Consider the following 22,194-nt stretch of genomic DNA (forward strand, 5'->3'; position numbering starts at 1 on the left):
ATTCCTTAACCGCGTCGCTTAACGAAATGCGGCGAAACCGCTTTCCCCCGGAGAACCTTCCCCTACAATTCAACATTGAACCTCACGTTTCGGGTTCAAACAGGGGGAGTGCCATGATCAGGAAAACTGCTTGCCTCGCCATCTCCGGCCTTGCCGGTCTCGGCATGGTGTCCGATGCGGTTGCCGGCGGCCGGGCCGCCGAATGCTATGAGCCGGTGCACAGGCCGGCGCTCTATGACACCGTCTATGAAGACGTCATGGTCAGTCCCGGCGGGCAGTTGGTCGACTATGATCCGCCGATCTATGGCACCATGGAGCGCGTCGAGCAGATCGCGCCGCCCCGAGTCACCTATGACATCGTACCGGCGAGAACTCGCACCGTTTACCGCACGGTCCAGGTCGACGATGGCGGCTATGCCTGGGAATGGCGCGTCATCCACGGCCGCAAGGTGCTGTGCAAGGTGTGGCGCAAGGCCCGCTACGCGCGTGTGGCCGAAACGGTGGTGGTTGAACCGGAGCGCACCCGCCGGGTTGTGCTGCCGGCCGAATATGAGAGCGTCGCCCATGAAGTGCTGGTGCGGCCCGAGCGGCGGCACCTCACCCAGATAGCGCCGTCATACCAGAGGATGGCGCGCCGGGTGGTGGTGCAGGAAGGCTCGACCAGCTGGCGCCGCGTGCATATTGCCAGGCATTGCGAGGATTAGACTTCGGTACTTCGCCGAGGTCCGCCTCGGTTGGCTCAATCCATAGGGCCGTCGGGTGCCAACATCCGGTCTGGCACCAAGCCGGCAAGCCGCGGTAATGGTCTGGCATGACCACATCCATGCCGCCCTACCTCGCCTTTGATCCAGCCACGCGCCGCCTGCGGCTCGATCCGCACGAACCGGCGTTTTTCCAGAACCCCTACGACGCCTATGCCGTCCTGCATGGCGCATCGAATGCCTTCTTCTGGGAGGAATTCGGCTTCTGGTGCTTTGGCGGCTTCGACGACGTCAACCGGCTGTTGCGCGACCGCCGCTTCGGTCGCCAGAACCCGGCCGGCATTCCCGACAGCCGCGGCATCGGCGAGGATCGCTCGCACCTCATCGCCTTCGACGGCATCGAGACCAATTCGATGCTGGAGCTGGAGCCGCCGGTGCACACCAGGCTCAGAACCCTGGTCAACCGCGCCTTCGTCTCGCGCCAGGTAGAGCAGCTGAGACCGCGCGTCGAAGCGCTGGCCAATGAACTGATCGACCGTTTCGAACCGCGCCAGGTCGATCTATTGCCCAGCTTCGCCGCGCCTTTGCCGATCACCATCATTGCCGGAATGCTTGGCGTGCCGGTGGAAATGGGGCCGCAACTGCTCGACTGGTCGCACCGGATGGTGGCCATGTACATGCATGGCCGGACGCGCGAGACCGAGGAAGCGGCCAATCGCGCCGCGCGCGATTTTTCCGACTTTTTGCGTGGCTATGTCGCTGAGCGGCGCAAGAAGCCTGGCGACGACCTGCTGTCGCTGCTGATCGCGGCGCAAGAGGATGGCCAGAAGCTGTCGGAAGACGAGTTGGTCTCGTCCGCCGTTCTGTTGCTCAATGCCGGCCACGAGGCGACCGTCCATCAAACCGGCAACGCCGTGCGCACGTTGCTGGCGCAAGGCGGCGACCCCGGCCGTTTCTTCACCTCGCCGGAAGCAACCGCTGCGACGGTCGAGGAGTGCCTGCGCTTCGACGCGCCGCTGCACATGTTCACCCGCTACGCCTATCAGGAGGTCGAGGTGACATCCGGGGTTGTCGTACAACCGGGGGAGACGGTCGGCCTGCTGCTCGGCATGGCCAATCATGATCCGCTTGCCCTTGCCGAACCTGGCGCCTTCCGGCCCGGCCGACCAGACCAGAAGAATGTCTCGTTCGGCGCCGGTATCCATTTCTGCATCGGTGCGCCGCTGGCGCGGCTGGAGTTGCAGGTGTCGCTGAAAACCCTGTTCGAGCGGCAGCCGCAACTCCATCTTGCGGAGGAGCCGCGCTTCCGCGACACCTATCATTTCCATGGGCTGGAAAAGCTCGCCGTCGGGTTCTGACGCGAGGATGGGGGTTCTATGCAGGCGGCAACCAGCCCCTTGGCTCAATCCTCGCCGGAAAGCTCAAGCGTACGCCCGGCGTAGAGAATCCGCAGTATGATCACCCTGTCACCGGTGACTTCAAATGTAATGGTAGCGCGACGGCGCCAGCCAACGGTGCGCAAGCCAGGAGCAATCTCGTCATGACGTGTGCCCCGCTCGGGAAATGTCTCGAAGCTCAGGCAATAATCAACAATCCGTCCGACAAAGTTCAGCGCCGTATCGACGCCCGCCCTTGGCGCTAATTCGGCCAGCAACTCGGCAATGTCTTGCTGTGCCGCGGCGTGAAACCTCACCCGATGTTTCATGCACCGGTGCGCGGCCTTGCAGTGACTTTTCGAGCGTAGTCGGAAAGGTTCTTGCGTACCTCTTCGGCCGTCAAAAGGCGCTCGGGATGCGCGCGAGCATCCTCAAGGGTCGGCACCACTTCCTCCAGTAGCCAACGCTGCATGGCGGAATCGCGCGCTACCAGGGTGCGCAAGCCATCGCGGATAACTTCGCTTTCGCTGGCGTATTTGCCTGAGGAAACCTTATCCTTCACCATCTGCGCGAGGTCGTGCGGCAGGGTGATGGTCAGCGGTTGGGTTGTTCGCATGGTCGCATCCTTCCGATCCTCACTCTATAGCATAGTGTATGACTTAGTCATACACTATGTCGAGATCGGATCGCTGGGCCAGAACCCTTGCACCGCGAGATCAGAGCTTGATCACATACTCCTTGCGGGTCGTTTCAAGCACTTCCCAGCTGCCCTTGAAGCCTGGCCTGAGCACGAAACTGTCGCCGGCGCGCACCGTGCGGGCCTCGCCGCCGTCCTCGGCAACCACCGAGACGCCGGACAGGATGTGGCAGAACTCCCATTCGTCATATTCGATGCGCCATTTGCCCGGCGTCGCTTCCCAGATGCCGGCATAGAGGCGGCCATCGCGCTCCTCGACATTCCAGGTGCGGAATTTCGGATCGCCCGCAATCAGACGATCCGGCGCCGGGGCGCCAATCTCGGCGTCGACGCTGTCGGTCAATATGGCCAGGTAATGCGCGGACAGGGTTTGCCTCCAACAGATTAGTGAGTAGTGAGTAGTGCAGTGAGTAGTGCAGTGAGTAGTGAGTAGTGAGTAGTGAGTAGTGAGCGGAAAGCGCTCCCTCGAGCGGGTGGCTGATCACTAATCACTGCTAACTAGTGAATACCGACTACTACTCACTACTCACTACTCACTACTCACTACTCACTACTCACTACTCACTACTCACTACTCACTACTCACTAAAAAAATTCAAACCTTGGTCAAAGCCTGTTCCAGATCGGCGACGATGTCGTTGACATCCTCGATGCCGACGGAAAGCCGGACCGTGTCCGGTCCGGCACCCGCCTTGACCTTCTGCTCGTCGGAAAGCTGGCGATGCGTGGTCGAGGCCGGATGGATGACCAGCGACTTGGTATCGCCGACATTGGCGAGGTGCGAGAACAGTTCGAGCGCCTCGACGAACTTGATGCCTGCGTCGTAGCCGCCCTTCAGGCCGAAGGTGAAGACAGCACCGGCGCCTTGCGGCGAGTATTTCTTCTGCAGCGCGTTGTTCTTGTCGCTGGGCAGGCCGGGATAGTTGACCCAGGCGACCTTGGGGTGGTTGGACAGCCAGCCGGCTACGGTGATCGCATTGTCGCAATGGCGCTGCATCCTGAGTGGCAAGGTCTCCAGCCCGGTCAGGATCAGGAAGGCATTGAACGGCGAAATCGCCGGGCCGATGTCACGCAGGCCAAGCACGCGCGCGGCGATGGCGAAAGCGAAATTGCCGAAGGTTTCGTGCAGGACAAGGCCGCCATATTCGGGGCGCGGCTCCGACAGCATCGGATATTTGCCGGATTTCGACCAGTCGAACGTGCCGCCATCGACGATGGCGCCGCCGATCGAATTGCCGTGGCCGCCGATGAACTTGGTCAGCGAATGGACGACGATGTCGGCGCCATGCTCGATCGGCCGCACCAGATAGGGCGAGGCCAGCGTGTTGTCGACGATGAGCGGCAAGCCGTGCTTGCGGGCGATGTCGCCGATTTTCTCTATGTCGACGAAGGTGCCGCCGGGATTGGCCAGGCTCTCGATGAAGATCGCCTTGGTCTTGTCGTCTATCTGGCTTTCGAAGGTGGAGACGTCGTTGGTGTCGGCCCAACGCACCTCCCAGCCGAAATTCTTGAAGGCATGGCCGAACTGATTGATCGAACCACCGTAAAGCCTTGTGGCGGCGACGAAATTATCGCCAGGCCGCATGAGATTGTGGAACACGATCACCTGTGCGGCATGGCCGGAAGCAACGGCAAGTGCAGCCGTGCCGCCTTCGAGCGCCGCGATCCGCTCTTCCAGCACCGCCTGGGTCGGGTTCATGATGCGGGTGTAGATGTTGCCGAAGGCCTTCAGCCCGAACAGCGAGGCGGCATGGTCGGCATCGTCGAACACAAAGGAGGTCGTCTGGTAGATCGGCGTGGCGCGTGCGCCCGTCGCCGGGTCGGGCTTGGCGCCGGCATGGACGGCGAGCGTGTTGAAACCGGGCGTGCGGGTCATCGAAAACCTCCCTGAGCGGTAAACGTGTGAATGATGAAATGGTCAATGGTGAGCGATGAATGGTGGTCGCAAAGTCGGCCAGTCCCACCTTGATTGCAAGCCGCTCATATGCGGCTTTACCCGGCTTCCAGGAAAATCCTTCTATTCACCATTCACCATTCACTGCCTTACTTCTGGCGCACACCGAAACTCTGGAATCCCGACCGCATCAGCGGCTTCTTCGACGAAAGCACACCGGAGTTGACGCCGGTCCAGCCGATCTCGCCCGACAGCTTGCCATATTCGATCTTCGGGCAGCGGTTCATCACCACCTTGATACCGGCCGCCTCGGCACGCGCGGCCGCCTCGTCATCGCGCACGCCAAGCTGCATCCAGACGACTTTCGGCAAGGGGTCGAGCTTCAGCACCTCATCGACAATGCCGGGCACCGCTGCGGAGGCGCGAAAGATGTCGACCATGTCGACTGGTTCAGGCAGATCGGCAAGGCTGGCATAGGTCATGCGGCCGAGGATTTCCTTGCCGGCCTGCCCCGGATGGATCGGAAACACCGAAAAGCCCTTGGCCAGCAGGTATTTCAGCACGAAAAAGCTCGGCCTGACATCGTTGGCCGACGCGCCGACCATGGCGATGGTCTTCACAGAATTGAGGATGCCGCCGATATAGGCATTGTCGTAGCTATCGTGATTCACTCGTCGGTCTCCCTCAGTGCTTCCTCCATAAAGGACTGCGGGTCCGTGCAGAAGTCGCGCATCATGCGAAAATGATCGGTATCGGTGAAATCTGTGGGGTCGAGGCCGAAGCGGCTGATGCGGAACAGCCGCGCGCCCGGACAGGCCATCAGCAGCGGCGAGTGCGTCGCCATGATCACTTGAGCCGTGCCGGACCGGTCCATGCGCCGCAGCATCTTCAGCAGCTCGATCTGCCGCGATGGCGACAGCGCGCTTTCGGGCTCGTCGAGGATGTAGATACCTTGCCGGCGGCAGCGCTCCTCGAAGAAGCGGATGAACCCTTCACCATGCGACCAGGACAGGAAATCCGGCGGCGCCCCGCCAGATTCCAGCGCCGCCTGATCGAGATAGCGGGCAACCGAGTAAAAAGATTCGGCGCGGAAGAACCAACCCGCTGTGACCTTCGGCAGCCAGTGGCCGCGCAACGTGTCGGCAAGCGCTGCACCACTCTCGTCGATGGCGCCGGAGTGGTCGACGGGCATGTAGCCCTTGCCGCCGCCGGCTTCGTCGTAACCGGCCAGCGCGCCGATCGCTTCCAGCAGCGTCGATTTGCCGGTGCCGTTTTCGCCGACAATGATGGTGATCGGCGTGGTGAATTCGAGCTCGAATTCGCGGCCGCGGAACAGAGGCAGGTTCCAGGGATACTTGTCCCAATCTTCCACGCGCTCGGGGTCAATCAGGATGCGTTTGAGATAAGGCGCCTTAAGCCGGGTCAGTTGCTTGCGATAGCCCATGCGGACGCTCAGTCCGGCAGCGAGATGGTGCCGTCATCCGCGATCGGGAAGGCCGGATTGTGTGCGACTTCCCAGACATGGCCGTCGGCATCGGCGAAATATCCATACCAGCCGCCCCAGAAGGCGCGGCCTGCCGGCTTGACGATCCTGCCGCCGGCCTTCTCGGCGGCCGCCAGCACGTCGTCGACTTCGGCATCGGAGCGGGTGTTGTAGGCGAGGTAGACCGCCGACGGTGCTGCGGCGAAGGCAATGCCTGAATCCTCCTCGGCGCTTGGCCTCGGGAACAGGCCGAGAATGGCGCCGCCCATCTGGAAGAAGGCGACGCCATCGGTGATGCCGGCGTGGCGCTTCAAGCCCATGCCTTCGTAAAAGCGCACGGCGCGCTCGAGATCGTCGGTGGCGATGGTGATGATGGAGATGCGCGGTTCCATGGATCGAAAACCTATTCGTCCGTCCATTCCGGTTTGCGCTTGCCGATGAAGGCGCCGATGCCTTCCTCGGCGTCGCGGGCCAGCATGTTCTCGACCATGACGCGGCCGGTATAGGCATACGCGTCCGCCAACCCCATCTCGGCCTGCGCGTAAAAGGCTTCCTTGCCGGTCTTGACCACCAGAGATGATTTGGAGGCAATGGTTTGCGCGTATTTGGTGACGATCTGATTCAGGTATTCGCGCGGCACGACGCGGTTGACCAGGCCGAATTCCTTGGCGGTTGCGGCATCGATGGTCTCGCCGGTGAGCAGCATTTCCATGGCGTGCTTGTGAGACACGTTGCGTGACAGCGCCACCATCGGCGTCGAACAAAACAGGCCGATATTGACGCCCGGCGTGCAGAAGGTCGCTTCATGCGAGGCAATGGCGAGGTCGCAACTGCAAACCAGTTGCAGCCCCGCAGCGGTGGCTAGGCCATCGACTTCGGCGATGATCGGGAGCGGATGGCGCACGATCTGCTGCATCAACGCCGCGCAAGCCGAAAATGTCTGCTCGAAAAACCCCTTGCCCTTGTCGGCGTCGGCGCGGCGCGCGGTCATTTCCTTGAGATCGTGACCGGCGCAGAAGACTTTCCCGGCGGCCGCCAAGACGATGACGCGGACCGATTTGTTGGCCTTGGCACGGTCGAGCTCGGCGCTCAATGCCGCCATGACGGAAAGCGACAAGGCATTGGCGGGCGGATTGGCGAGCGTCAGGCGCAGCACGCCCTTGTCCAGCCCGGCGATGACCGGCCCGTCTATGGCAACAGGTTTGATCGAAAGGATTTCGGCCATGACAAGGGTCTCCGCGATTCCGCCGGGCGCCGCCAGACTATCTAATATCGGATCGAGTTTCATCAACACCCATCGCTTGCGCCAGAGGTGTTGCCAGAAGCGCATCATTGCGTTCATACAGGCCCGGCATAGAACGAGAGACCGACATGCCCGCCCAGGACAATCTCAAGCCGGTGCTGACGGCGGCTGAAGTCAATGCGCTGATGGCCAGCGTCTACCCCCAGCTCAACGACGAGTTCACGTCGTATGAGGCGCTCGATGTGTTTCCCGGCGGCTGCACGGTGCGGCTCAACGCCAGCGAACGGCATTTGCGTCCCGGCGGCACGGTGTCCGGGCCCTCGCTGTTCACGCTGGCCGACATTGGCGGCTATGTCTGCGTGCTCAGCCATGCCGGGCCGGATGCGCTTTCGGTTACCGTCAACCTCAACATCAATTTTGTCCGCAAGGCCGAAGCCGGGCCGATCGACGGCCATTGCCGCATCCTGAAGCTGGGCAAGAGCCTGATGGTGTTCGATATCGACATCGTCGCCGGACCGAAGGGACACACGGTAGCGCATGCGACCGGCACCTATTCGATCCCGCCGAAGCGCGCCGCCGATGTGGTAAAATAATACCTTTTGATCAAACCTTTGTTTTTATTACACTTTACGAGCAGACGTGCTTTTCCCGCGCCTTGACGTGCACCACCCCCTCGCCTATAAGCCGTCACGAAGCAGCGGCCCGCAAAGGCCGCCGTTTTGTTATTGGCGGCGGGCAAGTGCCTTGTCGCCAATCCAAGCAACAAGAAACGCCTTCTTCGGAAGGTCAAAATCGAAAGCAGAAAATCCATGGCAACCTTTTCGCAGAAGCCTGCGGATGTGGTGAAGAAGTGGGTGCTGATCGACGCCGAGGGTCTCGTCGTCGGCCGTCTCGCCACTGTCATCGCCAATCATCTTCGCGGCAAGCACAAGCCCACCTTCACCCCGCATGTCGACGACGGCGATAACGTCATTGTCATCAATGCCGACAAGGTGGTGTTCACCGGCAAGAAGTTCACCGACAAGGTCTATTACTGGCACACCGGTCACCCCGGCGGCATCAAGGAGCGCACCGCGCGCCAGCTGCTCGAGGGCCGTTTCCCCGAGCGTGTCGTCGAGAAGGCCGTCGAACGCATGATCCCGCGCGGGCCGCTCGGCCGTCGTCAGATGAAGAACCTCCGCGTCTATGCAGGCACGGAACATCCGCATGTCGCCCAGCAGCCCGTCACCCTCGACGTCGGCGCGCTGAACGCCAAGAACAAGAAGGTTGCATAAGATGGCTGAGCTTTCCTCGCTCGCAGAATTGGGCGCCGCCACCGGCAACACCAACACCCAGCCGGCAGCACCCGTCCATGTCCAGAAGCTCGACAAGTCGGGCCGCGCCTATGCCACCGGCAAGCGCAAGAACGCCATCGCCCGCGTCTGGGTGAAGCCGGGTTCGGGCAAGATCGTCGTCAACGACAAGGAATTCGCGACCTATTTCGCGCGTCCGGTCCTGCAGATGATCCTCAACCAGCCGATCATCGCTTCCAACCGCGCCGGCCAGTACGACATCGTCGCCACCGTCATCGGCGGCGGCCTGTCCGGCCAGGCCGGTGCCGTTCGTCACGGCATCTCCAAGGCGCTGACCTACTATGAGCCGGCACTGCGCGCCGTGCTCAAGAAGGGCGGCTTCCTGACCCGCGACAGCCGCGTCGTCGAGCGCAAGAAGTACGGCAAGGCGAAGGCCCGTCGTTCCTTCCAGTTCTCGAAGCGCTAAGCGCTGCGACGTTCCAGACATCGAAAGGCCGCCTCCGGGCGGCCTTTTCTTTTGGGTCTCGGCAGTCACCCCACCCGGCGCTTCGCGCCGACCTCCCCATCGAGGGGAGGTAGGAGGTCGCGGCAGTTTTGCCGCCCGGACAATCCACGATGGTCCAGCGGCTAGCAAACCAGTTCGACCATAAAAACGCGGCACCCTACCTCCCCTCGATGGGGAGGTCGGCGGTCAGCGCCGGGGGGGGTGATGGCGCCGGCCTCGGTTCAAGTCTCAGAACTTGCCGGCCTTGATGTAATCGATAAACGCCCGTAGCGGCGCTGGAACCAGACGCCGTCCGGGATAGTACAGAAATGGTCCGGGAAAACTCTGCCACCACGGTTCGAGCACGGGCTCCAGGGCGCCGCTTTCGAAGTGAGGGCGAAGCCAGCCCTCGAAGAGAGCGACGATGCCGCTGCCGGCAATGGCCGCATGGACGGCAAGATCGCTCGCCCCGCCGATCCGCACGATCAACGGCCCCGTCGTGTCGACACGCACCACCTCGCCGTCGCGCTCGAATTCCCACGGCAGCATCGCACCGCTGGCAAAACGACCGCGCAGACAAGCATGGCCAAGCAGGTCGCTCGGGTGCTGCGGCCGCCCATGGCGCTCGAGATAGGCGGGGCTGGCGCCAGTGGCGAAGCGCTGGACGCGCGGTCCGATCGGCACCGCGATCATGTCCTGCTCCAGTCGCTCGTCATAGCGGATGCCGGCGTCGCAGCCCGCCGCCAGCACGTCGACGAAGTTCTCATCGGCGATGACCTCCAGCCGAATGCCGGGATAGGCGGCGAGGAAGCCCGGAACGATGTCGGGCAATATCAGCCGCGCGGCGCTGACCGGGACGTTGAGGCGCAGCGAACCGGCCGGCCTGTCGCGAAAGCCATTAACCACGTCGAGGGCCGCCTCCACCTCCGACAGCGCCGGGCCAAGCCTTCCCAAGAGGCTGAGGCCTGCGTCGGTTGGAACAACGCTGCGTGTCGTGCGGTTGAACAGCCTGACGCCGAGCTGCGTCTCCAGGCGGCGCACCGCTTCGCTCAGGCCCGACGCGCTGCCGCCGCCGGCGCGAGCCCCTTCGCGAAAACCGCCGGCACGCGCCACCGTCACGAAAGCATTCAGATCGCCAAGATCCATCATTGTTCGCCATTCCGCACAAGCTGTACGGATTGTACCTTATTATCCCAAGGTTGAGCAGCGTCTATCTTCGCCTCCTCAAAGGAGATCGACCATGTCCACCATCCAAAAATCCGGCACATTCACCCTCGGCAGCCACACCGTGAAACGGCTCGGCTACGGCGCCATGCAACTTGCCGGCCCGCACGTTTTCGGTCCGCCGAAAGATCGGGACGCGGCCATTGCTGTGCTGCGCGAAGCGGTGGCGTCCGGGGTCAACCACATCGACACCAGCGACTATTATGGCCCGCATGTCACCAACCAGCTGATCCGCGAAGCGCTGGCGCCCTATCCGCAAGACCTCGTCATCGTCACCAAGATCGGGGCGCGGCGCGGCAGCGACGGCTCATGGCTGCCTGCCTATTCCGCCAAGGAACTTGAGCAGGCCGTGCACGATAATCTCAGGAATCTCGGTCTTGAGGTGCTGGATGTCGTCAATCTGCGCATCATGTTCGGGGTGATGGGTCCCGCCGAGGGCTCGATCGAGACGCAGTTGACGGCGCTTGCCGAACTGCAGCGGAAGGGCCTGGTGCGCCATATCGGCCTGAGCAACGTCACCCCTGCGCAGGTCGAGGAAGGCCGTGGGATCGCCGAGATCGTCTGCGTGCAGAACCAGTACAATCTGGCGCATCGCGACGACGACGCGTTGATCGATGAACTGGCGCGCGCCGGCATCGCCTACACGCCGTTCTTCCCGCTCGGCGGCTTCAGCCCGCTGCAGTCGTCGACCTTGTCGGATGTGGCCACGCGGCTCGGCGCCACACCCTTGCAGGTTGCGCTCGCCTGGCTGCTGCGCCGCTCGCCGAACATCCTGCTGATCCCGGGGACGTCGTCGGTCGGGCATTTGAGAGAGAACCTGGCGGCGGCGGAACTGGAGCTGTCGGCTGATGTCCTGAGGGAATTGGATGGGGTGGCGAAAGCGGCGTGAAGATTTTGCGGGCGGCGCTGTCACCCCACCCGCGCCTTCGGCGCGACCTCCCCATCGAGGGGAGGTAGGAGGTCGCGGCAGCCTTGCATGCCTCGCAATCGCTACGACTGTCGGATCTAAAGCGCCAACGCCCTACCTCCCCTCGATGGGGAGGTCGGCGCGCAGCGCCGGGTGGGGTGATGGCGCCGACGTACGATTTCTAATTGATACTCGCCGTATTCGCGGCTCGGCCGGCTTCCCTCATCCACATAAGGCGCCCGAAACCCATCGGCCCCCAGCCAGCCAATCGCAGCCTTCGGTTCTTCGGTCTGGATGATGGTGGCGCCGCGTTCGGCCCAGAAACCGTGTCTCGGCCGGCATGCCGGCCCGCACCGCCAGTTCATCGCCGCGGCCGCCGGAGAGGAGTCGCCGGGCCTTGCGCCTTGGCGATACAAATCCTGTGTCGCCCCTCTAGAACGCTATGGCGTTTCGCCAAGCTGTGACTGGCATCTTGCGTGCCGGTTCTGTAGTTGTGGCAGCCCGATGAACAAAGAAGGACCCGTAATGGCGAACCAGACCATCGACAACGCCTTCACCGCCCGCTCCAAGACGGGGCCTTCCTTCGAGCCGACCTATGCCGGCGCGCTGTCGTTCATGCGGCGCAAATACACCAAGGATGCAAAGGGCGCGGACGCCGTCGTGTGGGGCATTCCGTTCGATGCCGCCGTCACCAACCGGCCGGGCGCGCGCTTCGGGCCGCAGGCGATCCGCCGCGCCTCGGCGATCCTCGACAACGACCCGCAATATCCGTTCTCGCGCGACCTGTTCGAGCATCTCGCCGTCATCGACTATGGCGATTGCCTGCTCGATTCGGGCAATCACCAGAAGACACCAGGCACGATCGAGCGCGAGGCGGCGAAGATCCTGAAATCGGGTGCCTTCCTGTTGTCGCTCGGCGGCGATCATTTCGTCACCTGGCCGCTGCTCAAGGCACATGCCGCCATCCACGGGCCGCTGGCGCTGGTGCAGTTCGATGCGCACCAGGACACCTGGCCTGACGATGGCAAGCGCATCGACCATGGTTCGTTCGTCGGCCGCGCCGTCAATGAAGGCATCATCGACCCCGACCGCTCGATCCAGATCGGCATCCGCACGCATGCCCCCGATACGTTCGGCATCAAGATCCTTTACGGTCACGAGATCGAGGAGATGCGGGCTTCCGACATCGCCTATGCGATCGTCGACCGCACCGGCGGCAGGAAGACCTATCTCACCTTCGACATCGACTGCCTCGACCCGGCCTTTGCGCCCGGCACCGGCACGCCGGTTGCCGGCGGACCGTCCTCGGCGAAAATCCTGTCGACGCTGCGCCAGCTCGGCCAGGTCGATATTGTCGGCGCCGACGTCGTCGAGGTTGCGCCGGCCTATGATCACGCCGATATAACGGCGATCGCCGGCTCGATGGTGGCCATGCACTATCTCGGCCTGGTGGCCGAGCGAAAAGCGCGGGCGGAAGAGCTGAACAGCGGCAACCATGGCGCGGCAAACCATGGCCAGGGCATATAGGCCTGAATTAGCAGGGAATTGACGGGCACATGAAACCGAAAATCTTCATCGATGGCGAACACGGCACCACCGGCCTGCAGATCCGGGCGCTGCTGGCCGAGCGCGGCGACCTCGAGATCATCTCGATCCCGGCCGAGCGCCGCAAGGAAACGGCGGCGCGCGCCGAGTTCCTCAATGCCGCCGATGTCGCCATCCTGTGCCTGCCGGATGCGGCTGCCAAGGAAAGCGTGTCGCTGATTGCCAACGACACCACCAAGGTGATCGACGCCTCCACGGCGCATCGCGTCGCCGAGGGCTGGGAATACGGTTTTGCCGAGCTGGACAAGGATCAGGCCAGGATCATCGCCAATGCGAAACGCGTCGCCAATCCCGGCTGCTGGCCGCAAGGGCCGATCGCGACGCTGCGGCCGCTGGTCGCTGCCGGTCTGCTGCCGGCGGATTTCCCGATCACGGTCAATGGCATTTCGGGCTATTCGGGCGGCGGCCGGCCGATGATCGAGGACTATGTCGCCAAGGGCGAGGATGCCTCTGAATTCCAGGTCTATGGGCTGACCCTGCAGCACAAGCATGTGCCGGAGCTGCGCACCTATGCGAAGCTGTCGCACGATCCGATCATGCAGCCGGCGGTCGGCAATTTCGCCCAAGGCATGATCACGGTGGTGCCGCTGCAGCTCGGCGGGCTTGACCATGTGCCGGCCGGCGCCGAACTGCACGCGGCAATCGCCGACCATTTTGCCGCCATCAAGGGCGGCGTGGTCGAGGTAGCTCCTTACGAGCACGTGGAGCGCCTGCCCGAGATCAATCCCGAGGTCTATAACGGCACCAATCGGATGAAGGTCTATGTCTTTGCCAATGACGACAGGGCGCAGGCGCTGCTGATTGCGGTCTATGACAATCTCGGAAAGGGCGCCTCGGGTGCTGCCGTTCAGAACATGGATCTGATGCTCGGCCTTTAATTCAGTTGGAGAGAGCATGTTGCCCGAAAACCGCTTAACACTTTTCGGCATCACGCTCTGAATGGACGCGCCTGCATTTCCAAAGCGCTGGAAGATCAGCGCGCCCGAGCTCATTGCGGAGACGTTTTCGAGCCGCATCTGGAAGGTGCGGCGTGAGGACGGCTCGCCGGCCATCGTCAAGGCGCTCAAACCATTCGACGATGTCGAGGACGAGTTGCGCGGCGAGCACTATCTCGCATGGCGGTGCGGCTGCTTGGCCGGGACGGCCACCGCATGCTGCTCGAATATGCCGGCGACACCCTGCTTTCCGACGTTCTGGCCAAAGAAGGCGACAACGCCGCGACCGCAATTGCGGCCGAGTTGATGGGGAGACTGTTCTCGCCCACAAGACACCCTGCCCCGCCGGACCTGCAGCCGCTGCGGACACGGTTTGCCAGCCTGTTCAAAAAGGCCGGAGCCGATCGCGACGCCGGAGAGCACAGCCTCTATATCGAGGCCGCCGAAATCGCGGACCGGCTGCTCGATGCCCCGCATGCGGTCAAGCCGCTGCATGGCGACCTGCATCACGACAACATTTTGCACGGTGCGCGCGGCTGGCTGGCGATCGACCCGAAGGGCGTGGTCGGCGATCCCGGCTTCGACGCCGCCAATCTGTTCTACAACCCACTGGGGCGCGACGACCTCTGCCTCGATCCCGAGCGCATCGCGCATATGGCCGAGATCTTCGCCAGGACACTCGGCCAGACGCCGGCTGCCATTCTCGACCATGCCATCGCCTATGGCTGCCTGTCGGCCGCATGGCATCATGAGGACGAGAATGCGGTCGACGAGAACCGCGAGCTGTCGGTTGCGGGAGTGATCCGAAAGGTGCGGCTCAGCTTCTGACCGGCGCAGCCTCGCGCGTTAGACGTAGCGAGGCAGTTCGTTCGCGAAATAGATTATTGCGACGGCCAAGACACCGTAGACGATGTACCTGCGTTCATGGGCGGCCGCGTTGGCAGTGGATAGGCGCCTTTGGTGCCGCGCCAGTGGGCGGCGGCAAATCCCAGCAGGACAAGCGCGAAGGCCTGATGGGTCAGCGCCATGTGCAGCGGCACCTGCATCAGCAGCGTGCCGATGCCGATCGAGGCCTGGACCAGCACCAGCAGAAACAGCAGCGTCGCGCGGCGTGCGTGTGTCGTGCCTGGTAAACGCCGGCGTGTCGCGATCATGTGCCAGAGCGCGACGGCAAAGACCGTGTAGGCGCCCAGTCGGTGGACGAACTGCACCGTCTTCGGGTTCTCGAACAAGTTGCGCCAGGCCGGCTCGAGCAGAAGCAAATCTGACGGGATCACCTTGCCGTCCATCAGCGGCCAGGTGTTGTAGCTCAGGCCGGCGTCGAGCCCTGCGACCAGGCCGCCGAGATAGATCTGGATCAGCGCCAGCAGCACGATGAAGCCGGCCAGCCTTTGTGTCGGCCGGTCGGCGGCAGGCTCCGAATGCGGCGCCAGCCCGCGCGCGACCACCATGGTGGCAGTGAAGATCAGGGCGGCAAGCGTCAAATGCGTGGCCAGCCGGTACTGGCTGACGGAGACGCGGTCGACCAGGCCGGAGGCCACCATCCACCAGCCGATGGCGCCTTGCAGGCCACCAAGCAGCAGAATACCGACCAGCTTTGGCCCAAGGCCGCGCTCGATGCGGCGCGTCGCCCACAAGACCAGCAACGGCAGGCCGAAGACCAGGCCGACACTGCGCGCCAGGATACGGTGCGCCCACTCCCACCAGAAGATCGACTTGAAGGCATCGAGGCTCATGCCCTTGTTGAGCTCGGCATATTGCGGAATCTTCTGGTAGAGCTGGAATTCCTCCTGCCACTCCGCGTCATTGAGCGGCGGTATCACACCGTGGATCGGCTTCCACTCGGTAATCGACAGGCCGGAATTGGTGAGCCTGGTGGCGCCGCCGACCAGCACCAGCGCAAACAGCACCAGAAGCACGACATACAGCCAGCCGCGCACCAGCGCCCGATTTTTCAAGTCGCGATCGCGGTCAATGTAAGGCGCGGCGGCTGATATGGCGGCCATGGTTGGTCCCGGCAGGTTGACGTGGCGGATTGGTGAACCATCGCAACCCGGCTGACAAGACCGGACGGCGCGGCACGCCGTCGCGCCGCATCTCCCGGGTTGCACAGGCGCGCGGTTGGGCCTAAGCGGAGGCGATCAACGAGAACGCTCATGCCCATCCGCCTGAAAAAGCTGATCGGAACTTTCCTGCTGGTGGCGCTGGTCATCATCTATGCGCTGGTCGCGTCGATCATAGCGGTCGCGCAGCTGTCGCAATCCAGCCCGCTGGTGCACTTCCTGTTCTTCCTGTTCAGCGGCCTGTTCTGGGTGCTGCCTGCGATGGGCATCATCAAATGGCTGATCCTGGAGCCGCCGCCGAAAGGCTGAAGAGCCCGCCCCAGGTTAGATGGTGACCACCATTTTGCCGGCATTGGCCAGCGGCGTCGTTAAGCCCGACAACATGGTGCGGATATGGGCGACGCTCTGGTAGCGGCCGTTGATCGAAATGCGCGGCAGCGCGTGCAGGAAGCCGGCGTGCTCGGCGTGCAGCACGCCGTGGCGAGTGGTCACCGCCGAGGCGTAGCCGGCGTCGCGGGCAAAGCCCACTTCGCGGCAGCCGACAGCGCTGGCGTAACCATAGGGGTAAGCGAGATGACGGGGGTCTTCGCCGAGCTGCGCCTGCAGTTGGCGCCTGACGTCGACGATCTCATGGCGCGCATCGCCTTCGTCGAGCCGCTTCAGATTGCGGTGGTTGACCGTATGCGCGCCGATCGTCACCAGCCTGTGCCCGGCCACGGCGCGGATGTCGTCCCAGGTCATCAGCGTGCTTGGGCGCAAGCCATCGAGGTCGATGCCGTTCGAGTGCGCCAGATCGCGCAGCACGGCGCGCTGATCCTCCTCGCGCACCTCGAGCGTCAGATAGGTATGCAGACGCGCATTGGCGTGGAGTTTCTTGCCGTGGGTCGAGCAGTCTATGGTCACCGGCCCCTTCGGCGTCGCCAGCGTCAAACGCTCCCGCGCGTTGACGATATCCTCGACCACGTCCCACCATAAATCGGCGCTGCCGTCGATCAGACCCGGCGCGACATAGATGGTGATCGGCGCGTCGTGCTTTTCGAGCACTGGCAGCGCTTCGGTCATGTTGTCGCGATAGGCGTCGTCGGCGGTGATGGTGGCGAACTGGCCGTCCTTGCCGCCGGCCTTGATGCGCTCGATCGCCTCGTCGAGGGTGACGAAGGCATAGCCCCTCGACTTCATGTCGGCGACGAGAGCGTCGAGGAATCGCGGGGCGATGTTGAGGTGGCGGTTAACGCCGTCCGGCTTCTCCGGCGTGGCGGTGACCCGATGCAACATGAGGATGGCGCCAATGCCGCCGACAAACGGCTTGGCCAGCGGTGCAAGGCCGGTAAAGCGGGCGATATTAAGCGCCAGTTTCCGAACTGCCTCACCACCGTCGATCATTCATTCACCTTTTGCGCCTAGGCTCGATCCAAGCACGGAACGCGCCGACGCGAACTCCTGATCGCGACGAATACGCCTTAAGGATTGAGGTATGGTTGACGCCACCGCGTCATTTGACGGCAATCGGCTCGCCGCAAGCAAGGCGTCTGCGCGCACGCCGGCTGCCGACCAGACCAGTCTGTCGGCGTCGATCGCAGATGCTGCCGCGCTCGCCTCTTACGGCGAATTCTGCCGTTCGGCGCTGTTTGCGCCGGCGCAAAGCGCGGACTGGGTTCGTGCCTGGACGGCGCAGGCTAATCCCGATGCCGTCATTGCCACGCTGACAATCGAGGACAGGCCGGTCTTTGCACTGGCACTGGAAATCACGCGAACTGGTCCATTCCGCGTCGCCCGCTTCATGGGCGGGCGCCATGCCAACGGCAATTTCGCCGCCGCCGATCCGGCATGGCTGGCAAAGGCAGATGCTGGGGGGATCCGCAGGCTGGTGACGGCGATCGGCAAGGCGCGTCCCGACATCGATCTCGTTGCCTTGGAAAGGCTTCTGCCCGACCTCGATGGCGTTGCCAATCCGCTGGTGGCGTTCTCCAACTTTCCGAGCCCAAACCTGTCGCTCGCCGTCAATCTCGACGGTGGTTTCGATGCGCTGCTGTCGCGTGTGGGCGGCAAGCGCAAGCGCAAGAAGCACCGTTCGCAGACACGAAAATTCGAGGCGGTCGGCGTTCATCGCCGCATCGAGGCGCAGACACCCGAAGACGTGAACCGGCTGCTCGACGCTTTCTTCGAGATGAAGGAGTTCCGCTTCGCCAAGATGGGCATCGCCAATGTCTTCGGCGAGCCGGAGGTGCGGGCTTTCTTCCGTGCCCTCTTCGCCGGCGCGCTGGCCGAGGAGAAACCGGCCTTTGTGCTGCATGGGCTCGAAGTGGCCGGCAAGCTGCGTGCAATCACCGGCTCGAGCCGCTCGGGCAAACGCCTGATCTGCGAATTCGGCGCCATCGCCGAGGACGATCTCGGCCACACCAGCCCCGGCGATTTCCTTTTCTTCGACATCATCGAGGAAGCCTGCCAAACAGGCTTCGATGTCTATGATTTCTCGGTCGGCGACGAGCCCTACAAGCGGCTCTGGTGCGATATCGAGTCCCAGCATTTCGAGGTGCTGGCGCCCCTGACGCTGAAGGGACGCGCCCTGGCGTCGGCGCTGCGGCAGGGCGCACGGGCGAAAGCCTTCATCAAGAACAACCCGACGGTCTGGAAGCTGACCAAGATGCTGCGCCGCAAGGCCGCCGGACAGGCAGCGCCCGCTCCCACGGACGACGAAAACTAGCGTTCAGAAATTCAGCGCTTCGCGGAGCGCCGGGCCGGCCCTGACCCGCAGGTCGAGATCCGCCTCGATGTGGTCGATATGGTGCAGCATCAGCCGGCTCACCAACCCGCAATCGCCGCTCTCCAGCGCGCCGACCATTTCCGTGTGCTCACTGTGCCCGCAGGCCGACACGCCGGATCGTCCGTAAAGGGCGATGACCAGCGACGAACGCGCCACCAGCTCCTCCATGAAGCGCTGCAGGATGGCATTGCCGGCGACGGAGGCGAGCAGCAGATGGAAATCGCCTGATGCCTTGATTTCGGAGCGCCGGGCGGTTGGGCCGCGCTCGGCGATGAAGCGCCCTTCCTCGTCGAGCTGCGCTCGGAACGCAGCGATATCGGTGGCTGTGACCCGCCCGCAGGCGGCAATGGCGATGCCCGGCTCGATCAGCCGGCGCGATGCGAACACCTGGCGCGCTTCCTCGGGCGAAGGGTTGGCGACGAAGGCGCCACGGTTGCGTTCGGTACGCACCAGCCCCTCGAAGGACAGCATCTGCAGCGCCGCGCGCGCGACCGTGCGCGAGACGTCGAACAGCGTGCCGACCTCGCCTTCCGACAGCTTGGTGCCGGGCGTCAGCCGACGGTCAACGATGGCGTCCCGCAGATTGTCGCGGATCGCCTGGGCGCGATCCTGGTTGGCGCTGTCGGCGGAATGGATCTGATCGGCAATGTTCATGGCGATGATGGTTCCCAGCCTCTTCTAGCGCAACTGGTCGCTTGCGTACGAGAGGCAAAGTGGACACCAAGCGAAAAAAGATTGCATACGATTCTTGCGCGGATCGCGCACAATCGCCCATAATTTGTGCAATGCACAAGATAGCCCACCGGCTAGGCAGTGGGCACGAATCCCGATTTTGCTGATGATTCAAACGCTTGGCCGAATCTCGCCGATTGGCACGCATAATGCATTGGTTAATGCGACCAAACGGGGAAGCCTGAATGTCCAAAGCCGCCGAGATCGACATCATCTCCGTTTCGAAAGTGTACGGAACGACGACTGCTGTCGAGGCCATCAGCCTGAAAATACCGGCAGGCACCTATTGCTGCCTGCTTGGCCCCTCCGGCTGCGGCAAGACCTCGACGCTGCGCATGATCGCCGGCCACGAAAGCATTTCGTCGGGCGATGTCCGCCTCGGCAACATTGTCGTCACCGACCTGCCGCCGGCAAAGCGCGGCACGGCGATGATGTTCCAGTCCTATGCGCTGTTTCCGCATCTCGACCTTGTCGACAATGTCGCCTTCAGCCTGAAGATGAAGGGCGTCGACAAGGAGCAGCGCCGTGCCAAGGCGCTCGACATGCTCAAGCTGATGCAGATGGAGGCCTATGCGACGCGCAGGCCGGCGCAGCTTTCCGGCGGCCAGCAGCAGCGTGTTGCACTCGCCCGCGCTCTGATCACCGATCCCGAGGCGCTGCTGCTCGACGAGCCGCTGTCGGCACTCGACCCGTTCCTGAAGATACGCATGCGCGCCGAGCTGAAGAAATTGCAGACCTCGCTTGGCATCACTTTCGTCCACGTCACCCACAGCCAGGAAGAGGCCATGGCCTTGGCGGACCTGATCGTGGTGATGAATGACGGCCGCATCGAACAGGCGGCGCCGCCGCGAGATGTGTTCGAAAGGCCGGCCACGGCCTTTGTCGCGCGCTTCATGGGCGACCACAATGTCATCTCCGGCCGGGTCACCGGCGAGCGTGGCGGCATGGTCGTCTTCGACGTCAATGGTGGCGCCTCGCTCGCCGCCCGCGGGCAAGGCCGGGAGGCGGGCCAGGAGGTGGGCACGGCGATCGACATTGCCATCCGCACCGACCATGTGCGCATCGGCGAAGCGCCCTCGCCCGGCCTTGGCTTCACCGGCATCGTCTCCAACATCGAATATCGCGGCGCCACGGTGAAGCTGTCGGTCACCGGCGGCGGCATCGACGATTTCACCGTTATCATCGACGATTCCGACTTCTTCGCCAAACCCGTCGCCCTTGGCGACGCCGTACCGCTCGCCTGGGATTCCGAGGACGCCATCGTCCTCGGCCGCCTTCATTCATGAATTCAACGAAGCAAAACAAAACAGGGGAATAGGAATGACAAAAACAGTAGAAACAAAGACCGGAATTTCGCGCCGTTCGTTGCTCAAGACAGGTGCGGCCGCCGTCGGCCTCGCCGCAGGCTCGGGCGCCATTACAGGCTTCCCGACCATCTGGGCGCAGTCCAACATCACGCTGCGCCAGTTCGGCACCGGCGTGTCGAACCTGAACGCGATCGCCGACAAGTGCAAGGCCGACCTCGGCATCACGCTGGAAATGACGGCGACCGATTCGGACGCGGCCGCCCAGCGCGCCGTGACCCAGCCCGACAGCTATGACATCGCCGACATCGAATACTGGATCTGCAAGAAGGTGTTCCCGAGCGGCGTGCTGCAGCCGATGGATGTCAGTAAGCTGAAATACTACGACGAGCTGGTGCCGTTGTTCAAAACCGGCAAGCTGACGCCCGACAGCATCATTGCCCAGGGCACCGCGCCGCACACGGTCGGCTATGTCGAAGCGCAGGACTCAAAGACCTTCGCCAAGGCGCCGACCAAGTGGTTCACCATGGTGCCGACGATCTACAACGCCGATACACTAGGCATCCGGCCCGACCTCGTCGGCCGCGACATCACCACCTGGGCCGACATCATGGACCCGGCCTTCAAGGGCAAGACCGCGATCCTTAACATCCCGTCCATCGGTATCATGGATGCGGCCATGATCATGGAGGCCACAGGCAGCATCAAATATGCCGACAAGGGCAACATGACCAAGGAAGAGATCGACAAGACGATCGACTTCCTCATCAAGGCCAAGCAGGCCGGCCAGTTCCGCGCCTTCTGGAAGTCGTTCGACGAGAGCGTCAACCTGATGGCATCGGGCGAAGTGGTCATCCAGTCGATGTGGTCGCCGGCCGTCGCTGCCGTGCGCTCCAAAGGCATCGCCTGCCGCTTCCAGCCGCTCGAGGAGGGCTATCGCTCATGGGGCGGCGGCCTTGGCCTTGCCGCCCACCTCAAGGGCGCCGAACTCGACGCGGCCTACGAATACATCAACTGGTATACGTCGGGCTGGGTCGGCGGCTATCTCAACCGCCAGGGCTACTATTCCGCCAATATGGTCTCGGCCAAGAAGTTCATGTCCGAGGACGAATGGGGCTACTGGATCGAAGGCAAGCCGGCCGAGGGCGAGATCAAGGCGCCGGACGGCACCGTCATGGAAAAGGCCGGCGCCGTGCGCGACGGCGGCTCGTTCGAAGAGCGTATGGGCAAAGTCGCCTGCTGGAACTCGGTCATGGACGAGGACCGCTACATGGTGAAGCGCTGGAACGAGTTCATCGCGGCGTAGAGCGGACGCGTTCACTGTGATGTTGCGATCCTTCGCGCCCCCCTCTGTCCTGCCGGACATCTCCCCCACTTGGGGGGAGATTGGCAGCGTCATGGCCGGCTCTTCGTTAGCAACGTTGGAGATTGGCGAAGGCCGTTATGAGAGTTCGATCTCCCCCCTCGTGGGGGAGATGTCCGGCAGGACA

Annotated in this window: 24 protein-coding genes and 2 pseudogenes; 13 read left to right on the forward strand and 13 right to left on the reverse strand. The window is 63.1% G+C overall.

Going from position 1 to position 22,194, the window contains the following annotated elements:
- Nucleotides 1-113: 113 nt before the first annotated feature.
- A complete protein-coding gene (locus tag NKI64_RS27910; protein WP_352671377.1) occupies nt 114-704 on the forward strand; it encodes a hypothetical protein in 591 nt (196 codons plus the stop codon).
- Between the two features lie 107 nt (nt 705-811).
- Nucleotides 812-2,059: a cytochrome P450 gene (locus NKI64_RS27915; RefSeq protein WP_352671380.1), complete on the forward strand. Its 1,248-nt coding sequence runs from the start codon at nt 812-814 to the stop codon at nt 2,057-2,059.
- 44 nt (nt 2,060-2,103) lie between these two features.
- Here NKI64_RS27915 and NKI64_RS27920 read toward each other — a convergent pair whose 3' ends face one another.
- From NKI64_RS27920 to NKI64_RS27955, 8 genes are all read right to left on the reverse strand, one after another.
- On the reverse strand, nt 2,104-2,406 hold the full coding sequence (locus NKI64_RS27920) for a type II toxin-antitoxin system RelE/ParE family toxin (RefSeq protein ID WP_352671383.1): 303 nt from the start codon (nt 2,404-2,406) through the stop codon (nt 2,104-2,106).
- The gene (locus NKI64_RS27925; protein ID WP_023711523.1) at nt 2,403-2,693 is read right to left on the reverse strand and encodes a ribbon-helix-helix domain-containing protein; all 291 of its coding nucleotides are present in this window, start codon (nt 2,691-2,693) and stop codon (nt 2,403-2,405) included. The genes NKI64_RS27920 and NKI64_RS27925 overlap by 4 nt, the downstream gene beginning before the upstream one ends.
- A 100-nt stretch (nt 2,694-2,793) precedes the next feature.
- Nucleotides 2,794-3,120 (reverse strand): cupin domain-containing protein, encoded by a 327-nt coding sequence (locus NKI64_RS27930; protein ID WP_502901407.1) that lies wholly within the window; start codon nt 3,118-3,120, stop codon nt 2,794-2,796.
- Nucleotides 3,121-3,369: 249 nt separating this feature from the next.
- Nucleotides 3,370-4,650, reverse strand: a complete 1,281-nt coding sequence (locus tag NKI64_RS27935; protein WP_023693295.1) for an O-acetylhomoserine aminocarboxypropyltransferase — start codon at nt 4,648-4,650, stop codon at nt 3,370-3,372.
- A gap of 167 nt (nt 4,651-4,817) precedes the next feature.
- Complete coding sequence (locus NKI64_RS27940; protein WP_352671392.1) at nt 4,818-5,339, reverse strand: CoA-binding protein; 522 nt, start codon at nt 5,337-5,339, stop codon at nt 4,818-4,820.
- Nucleotides 5,336-6,112 carry an AAA family ATPase gene (locus NKI64_RS27945; RefSeq protein ID WP_023693294.1) on the reverse strand — a complete coding sequence of 259 codons (777 nt, stop codon included), beginning with the start codon at nt 6,110-6,112 and terminating at the stop codon, nt 5,336-5,338. Before NKI64_RS27945 ends, NKI64_RS27940 begins: the two co-directional genes overlap by 4 nt.
- Nucleotides 6,113-6,120: 8 nt before the next feature.
- Nucleotides 6,121-6,543, reverse strand: a complete 423-nt coding sequence (locus NKI64_RS27950) for a VOC family protein (RefSeq protein WP_023689472.1) — start codon at nt 6,541-6,543, stop codon at nt 6,121-6,123.
- A gap of 11 nt (nt 6,544-6,554) precedes the next feature.
- Entirely contained in the window at nt 6,555-7,376 is an 822-nt protein-coding gene (locus NKI64_RS27955) for an enoyl-CoA hydratase (protein ID WP_023689473.1), read from the reverse strand.
- A gap of 146 nt (nt 7,377-7,522) precedes the next feature.
- Between NKI64_RS27955 and NKI64_RS27960 the strand changes: the two genes are divergently transcribed.
- The 3 genes from NKI64_RS27960 (at nt 7,523) to rpsI (ending at nt 9,152) form a co-directional block, all read left to right on the forward strand.
- Complete coding sequence (locus NKI64_RS27960) at nt 7,523-7,987, forward strand: PaaI family thioesterase (protein ID WP_023693292.1); 465 nt, start codon at nt 7,523-7,525, stop codon at nt 7,985-7,987.
- A 216-nt stretch (nt 7,988-8,203) separates the two neighbouring features.
- Nucleotides 8,204-8,668, forward strand: coding sequence for a 50S ribosomal protein L13 (gene rplM / locus NKI64_RS27965; RefSeq protein WP_023669409.1), 465 nt, complete (start codon nt 8,204-8,206; stop codon nt 8,666-8,668).
- A gap of 1 nt (nt 8,669) precedes the next feature.
- Nucleotides 8,670-9,152 carry a 30S ribosomal protein S9 gene (gene rpsI / locus NKI64_RS27970; protein ID WP_023669408.1) on the forward strand — a complete coding sequence of 161 codons (483 nt, stop codon included), beginning with the start codon at nt 8,670-8,672 and terminating at the stop codon, nt 9,150-9,152.
- Nucleotides 9,153-9,419: 267 nt separating this feature from the next.
- Here rpsI and NKI64_RS27975 read toward each other — a convergent pair whose 3' ends face one another.
- Nucleotides 9,420-10,319 carry a LysR family transcriptional regulator gene (locus tag NKI64_RS27975; RefSeq protein ID WP_023693291.1) on the reverse strand — a complete coding sequence of 300 codons (900 nt, stop codon included), beginning with the start codon at nt 10,317-10,319 and terminating at the stop codon, nt 9,420-9,422.
- Nucleotides 10,320-10,410: 91 nt separating this feature from the next.
- Between NKI64_RS27975 and NKI64_RS27980 the strand changes: the two genes are divergently transcribed.
- Nucleotides 10,411-11,283: an aldo/keto reductase family oxidoreductase gene (locus NKI64_RS27980; protein WP_023693290.1), complete on the forward strand. Its 873-nt coding sequence runs from the start codon at nt 10,411-10,413 to the stop codon at nt 11,281-11,283.
- Between the two features lie 199 nt (nt 11,284-11,482).
- Here the strand turns inward: NKI64_RS27980 and NKI64_RS27985 are convergent.
- A pseudogene (locus tag NKI64_RS27985) lies at nt 11,483-11,685 on the reverse strand (glycerophosphodiester phosphodiesterase family protein); the annotation flags it as partial.
- 141 nt (nt 11,686-11,826) lie between these two features.
- Here NKI64_RS27985 and speB point away from each other — a divergent pair.
- The 3 genes and pseudogenes from speB to NKI64_RS28000 all read left to right on the forward strand — a co-directional run bounded on the left by speB (nt 11,827) and on the right by NKI64_RS28000 (nt 14,669).
- Complete coding sequence (speB, locus tag NKI64_RS27990; RefSeq protein ID WP_023669405.1) at nt 11,827-12,828, forward strand: agmatinase; 1,002 nt, start codon at nt 11,827-11,829, stop codon at nt 12,826-12,828.
- A 29-nt stretch (nt 12,829-12,857) separates the two neighbouring features.
- Nucleotides 12,858-13,784, forward strand: coding sequence for an N-acetyl-gamma-glutamyl-phosphate reductase (gene argC / locus NKI64_RS27995; protein ID WP_023682318.1), 927 nt, complete (start codon nt 12,858-12,860; stop codon nt 13,782-13,784).
- A gap of 61 nt (nt 13,785-13,845) precedes the next feature.
- Nucleotides 13,846-14,669, forward strand: a pseudogene (locus tag NKI64_RS28000) (aminoglycoside phosphotransferase family protein).
- A gap of 53 nt (nt 14,670-14,722) precedes the next feature.
- Here the strand turns inward: NKI64_RS28000 and NKI64_RS28005 are convergent.
- On the reverse strand, nt 14,723-15,847 hold the full coding sequence (locus tag NKI64_RS28005; protein ID WP_352671397.1) for a COX15/CtaA family protein: 1,125 nt from the start codon (nt 15,845-15,847) through the stop codon (nt 14,723-14,725).
- Nucleotides 15,848-15,997: 150 nt separating this feature from the next.
- Here NKI64_RS28005 and NKI64_RS28010 point away from each other — a divergent pair, with 150 nt between their 5' ends.
- A complete protein-coding gene (locus NKI64_RS28010) occupies nt 15,998-16,213 on the forward strand; it encodes a DUF2842 domain-containing protein (protein WP_023669401.1) in 216 nt (71 codons plus the stop codon).
- Nucleotides 16,214-16,228: 15 nt separating this feature from the next.
- Here the strand turns inward: NKI64_RS28010 and NKI64_RS28015 are convergent, their stop codons facing one another.
- Nucleotides 16,229-17,287, reverse strand: coding sequence for a polysaccharide deacetylase family protein (locus NKI64_RS28015; protein ID WP_352671400.1), 1,059 nt, complete (start codon nt 17,285-17,287; stop codon nt 16,229-16,231).
- 91 nt (nt 17,288-17,378) lie between these two features.
- On the opposite strand from NKI64_RS28015, the gene NKI64_RS28020 reads away from it, so the two are divergent.
- Nucleotides 17,379-18,608 carry a GNAT family N-acetyltransferase gene (locus NKI64_RS28020; protein WP_352671403.1) on the forward strand — a complete coding sequence of 410 codons (1,230 nt, stop codon included), beginning with the start codon at nt 17,379-17,381 and terminating at the stop codon, nt 18,606-18,608.
- A 3-nt stretch (nt 18,609-18,611) separates the two neighbouring features.
- Here NKI64_RS28020 and NKI64_RS28025 read toward each other — a convergent pair whose 3' ends face one another.
- Entirely contained in the window at nt 18,612-19,322 is a 711-nt protein-coding gene (locus tag NKI64_RS28025) for a GntR family transcriptional regulator (protein ID WP_023669398.1), read from the reverse strand.
- A 263-nt stretch (nt 19,323-19,585) separates the two neighbouring features.
- On the opposite strand from NKI64_RS28025, the gene NKI64_RS28030 reads away from it, so the two are divergent.
- Nucleotides 19,586-20,686 (forward strand): ABC transporter ATP-binding protein, encoded by a 1,101-nt coding sequence (locus NKI64_RS28030; protein ID WP_352671406.1) that lies wholly within the window; start codon nt 19,586-19,588, stop codon nt 20,684-20,686.
- 34 nt (nt 20,687-20,720) lie between these two features.
- Nucleotides 20,721-22,010, forward strand: a complete 1,290-nt coding sequence (locus tag NKI64_RS28035) for an ABC transporter substrate-binding protein (protein WP_352671409.1) — start codon at nt 20,721-20,723, stop codon at nt 22,008-22,010.
- The last annotated feature ends 184 nt before the right edge of the window (nt 22,011-22,194 follow it).

Origin of the sequence: Mesorhizobium sp. M0478 (assembly GCF_040321305.1) — a bacterium.
Classification (GTDB): Bacteria; Pseudomonadota; Alphaproteobacteria; order Rhizobiales; family Rhizobiaceae; genus Mesorhizobium.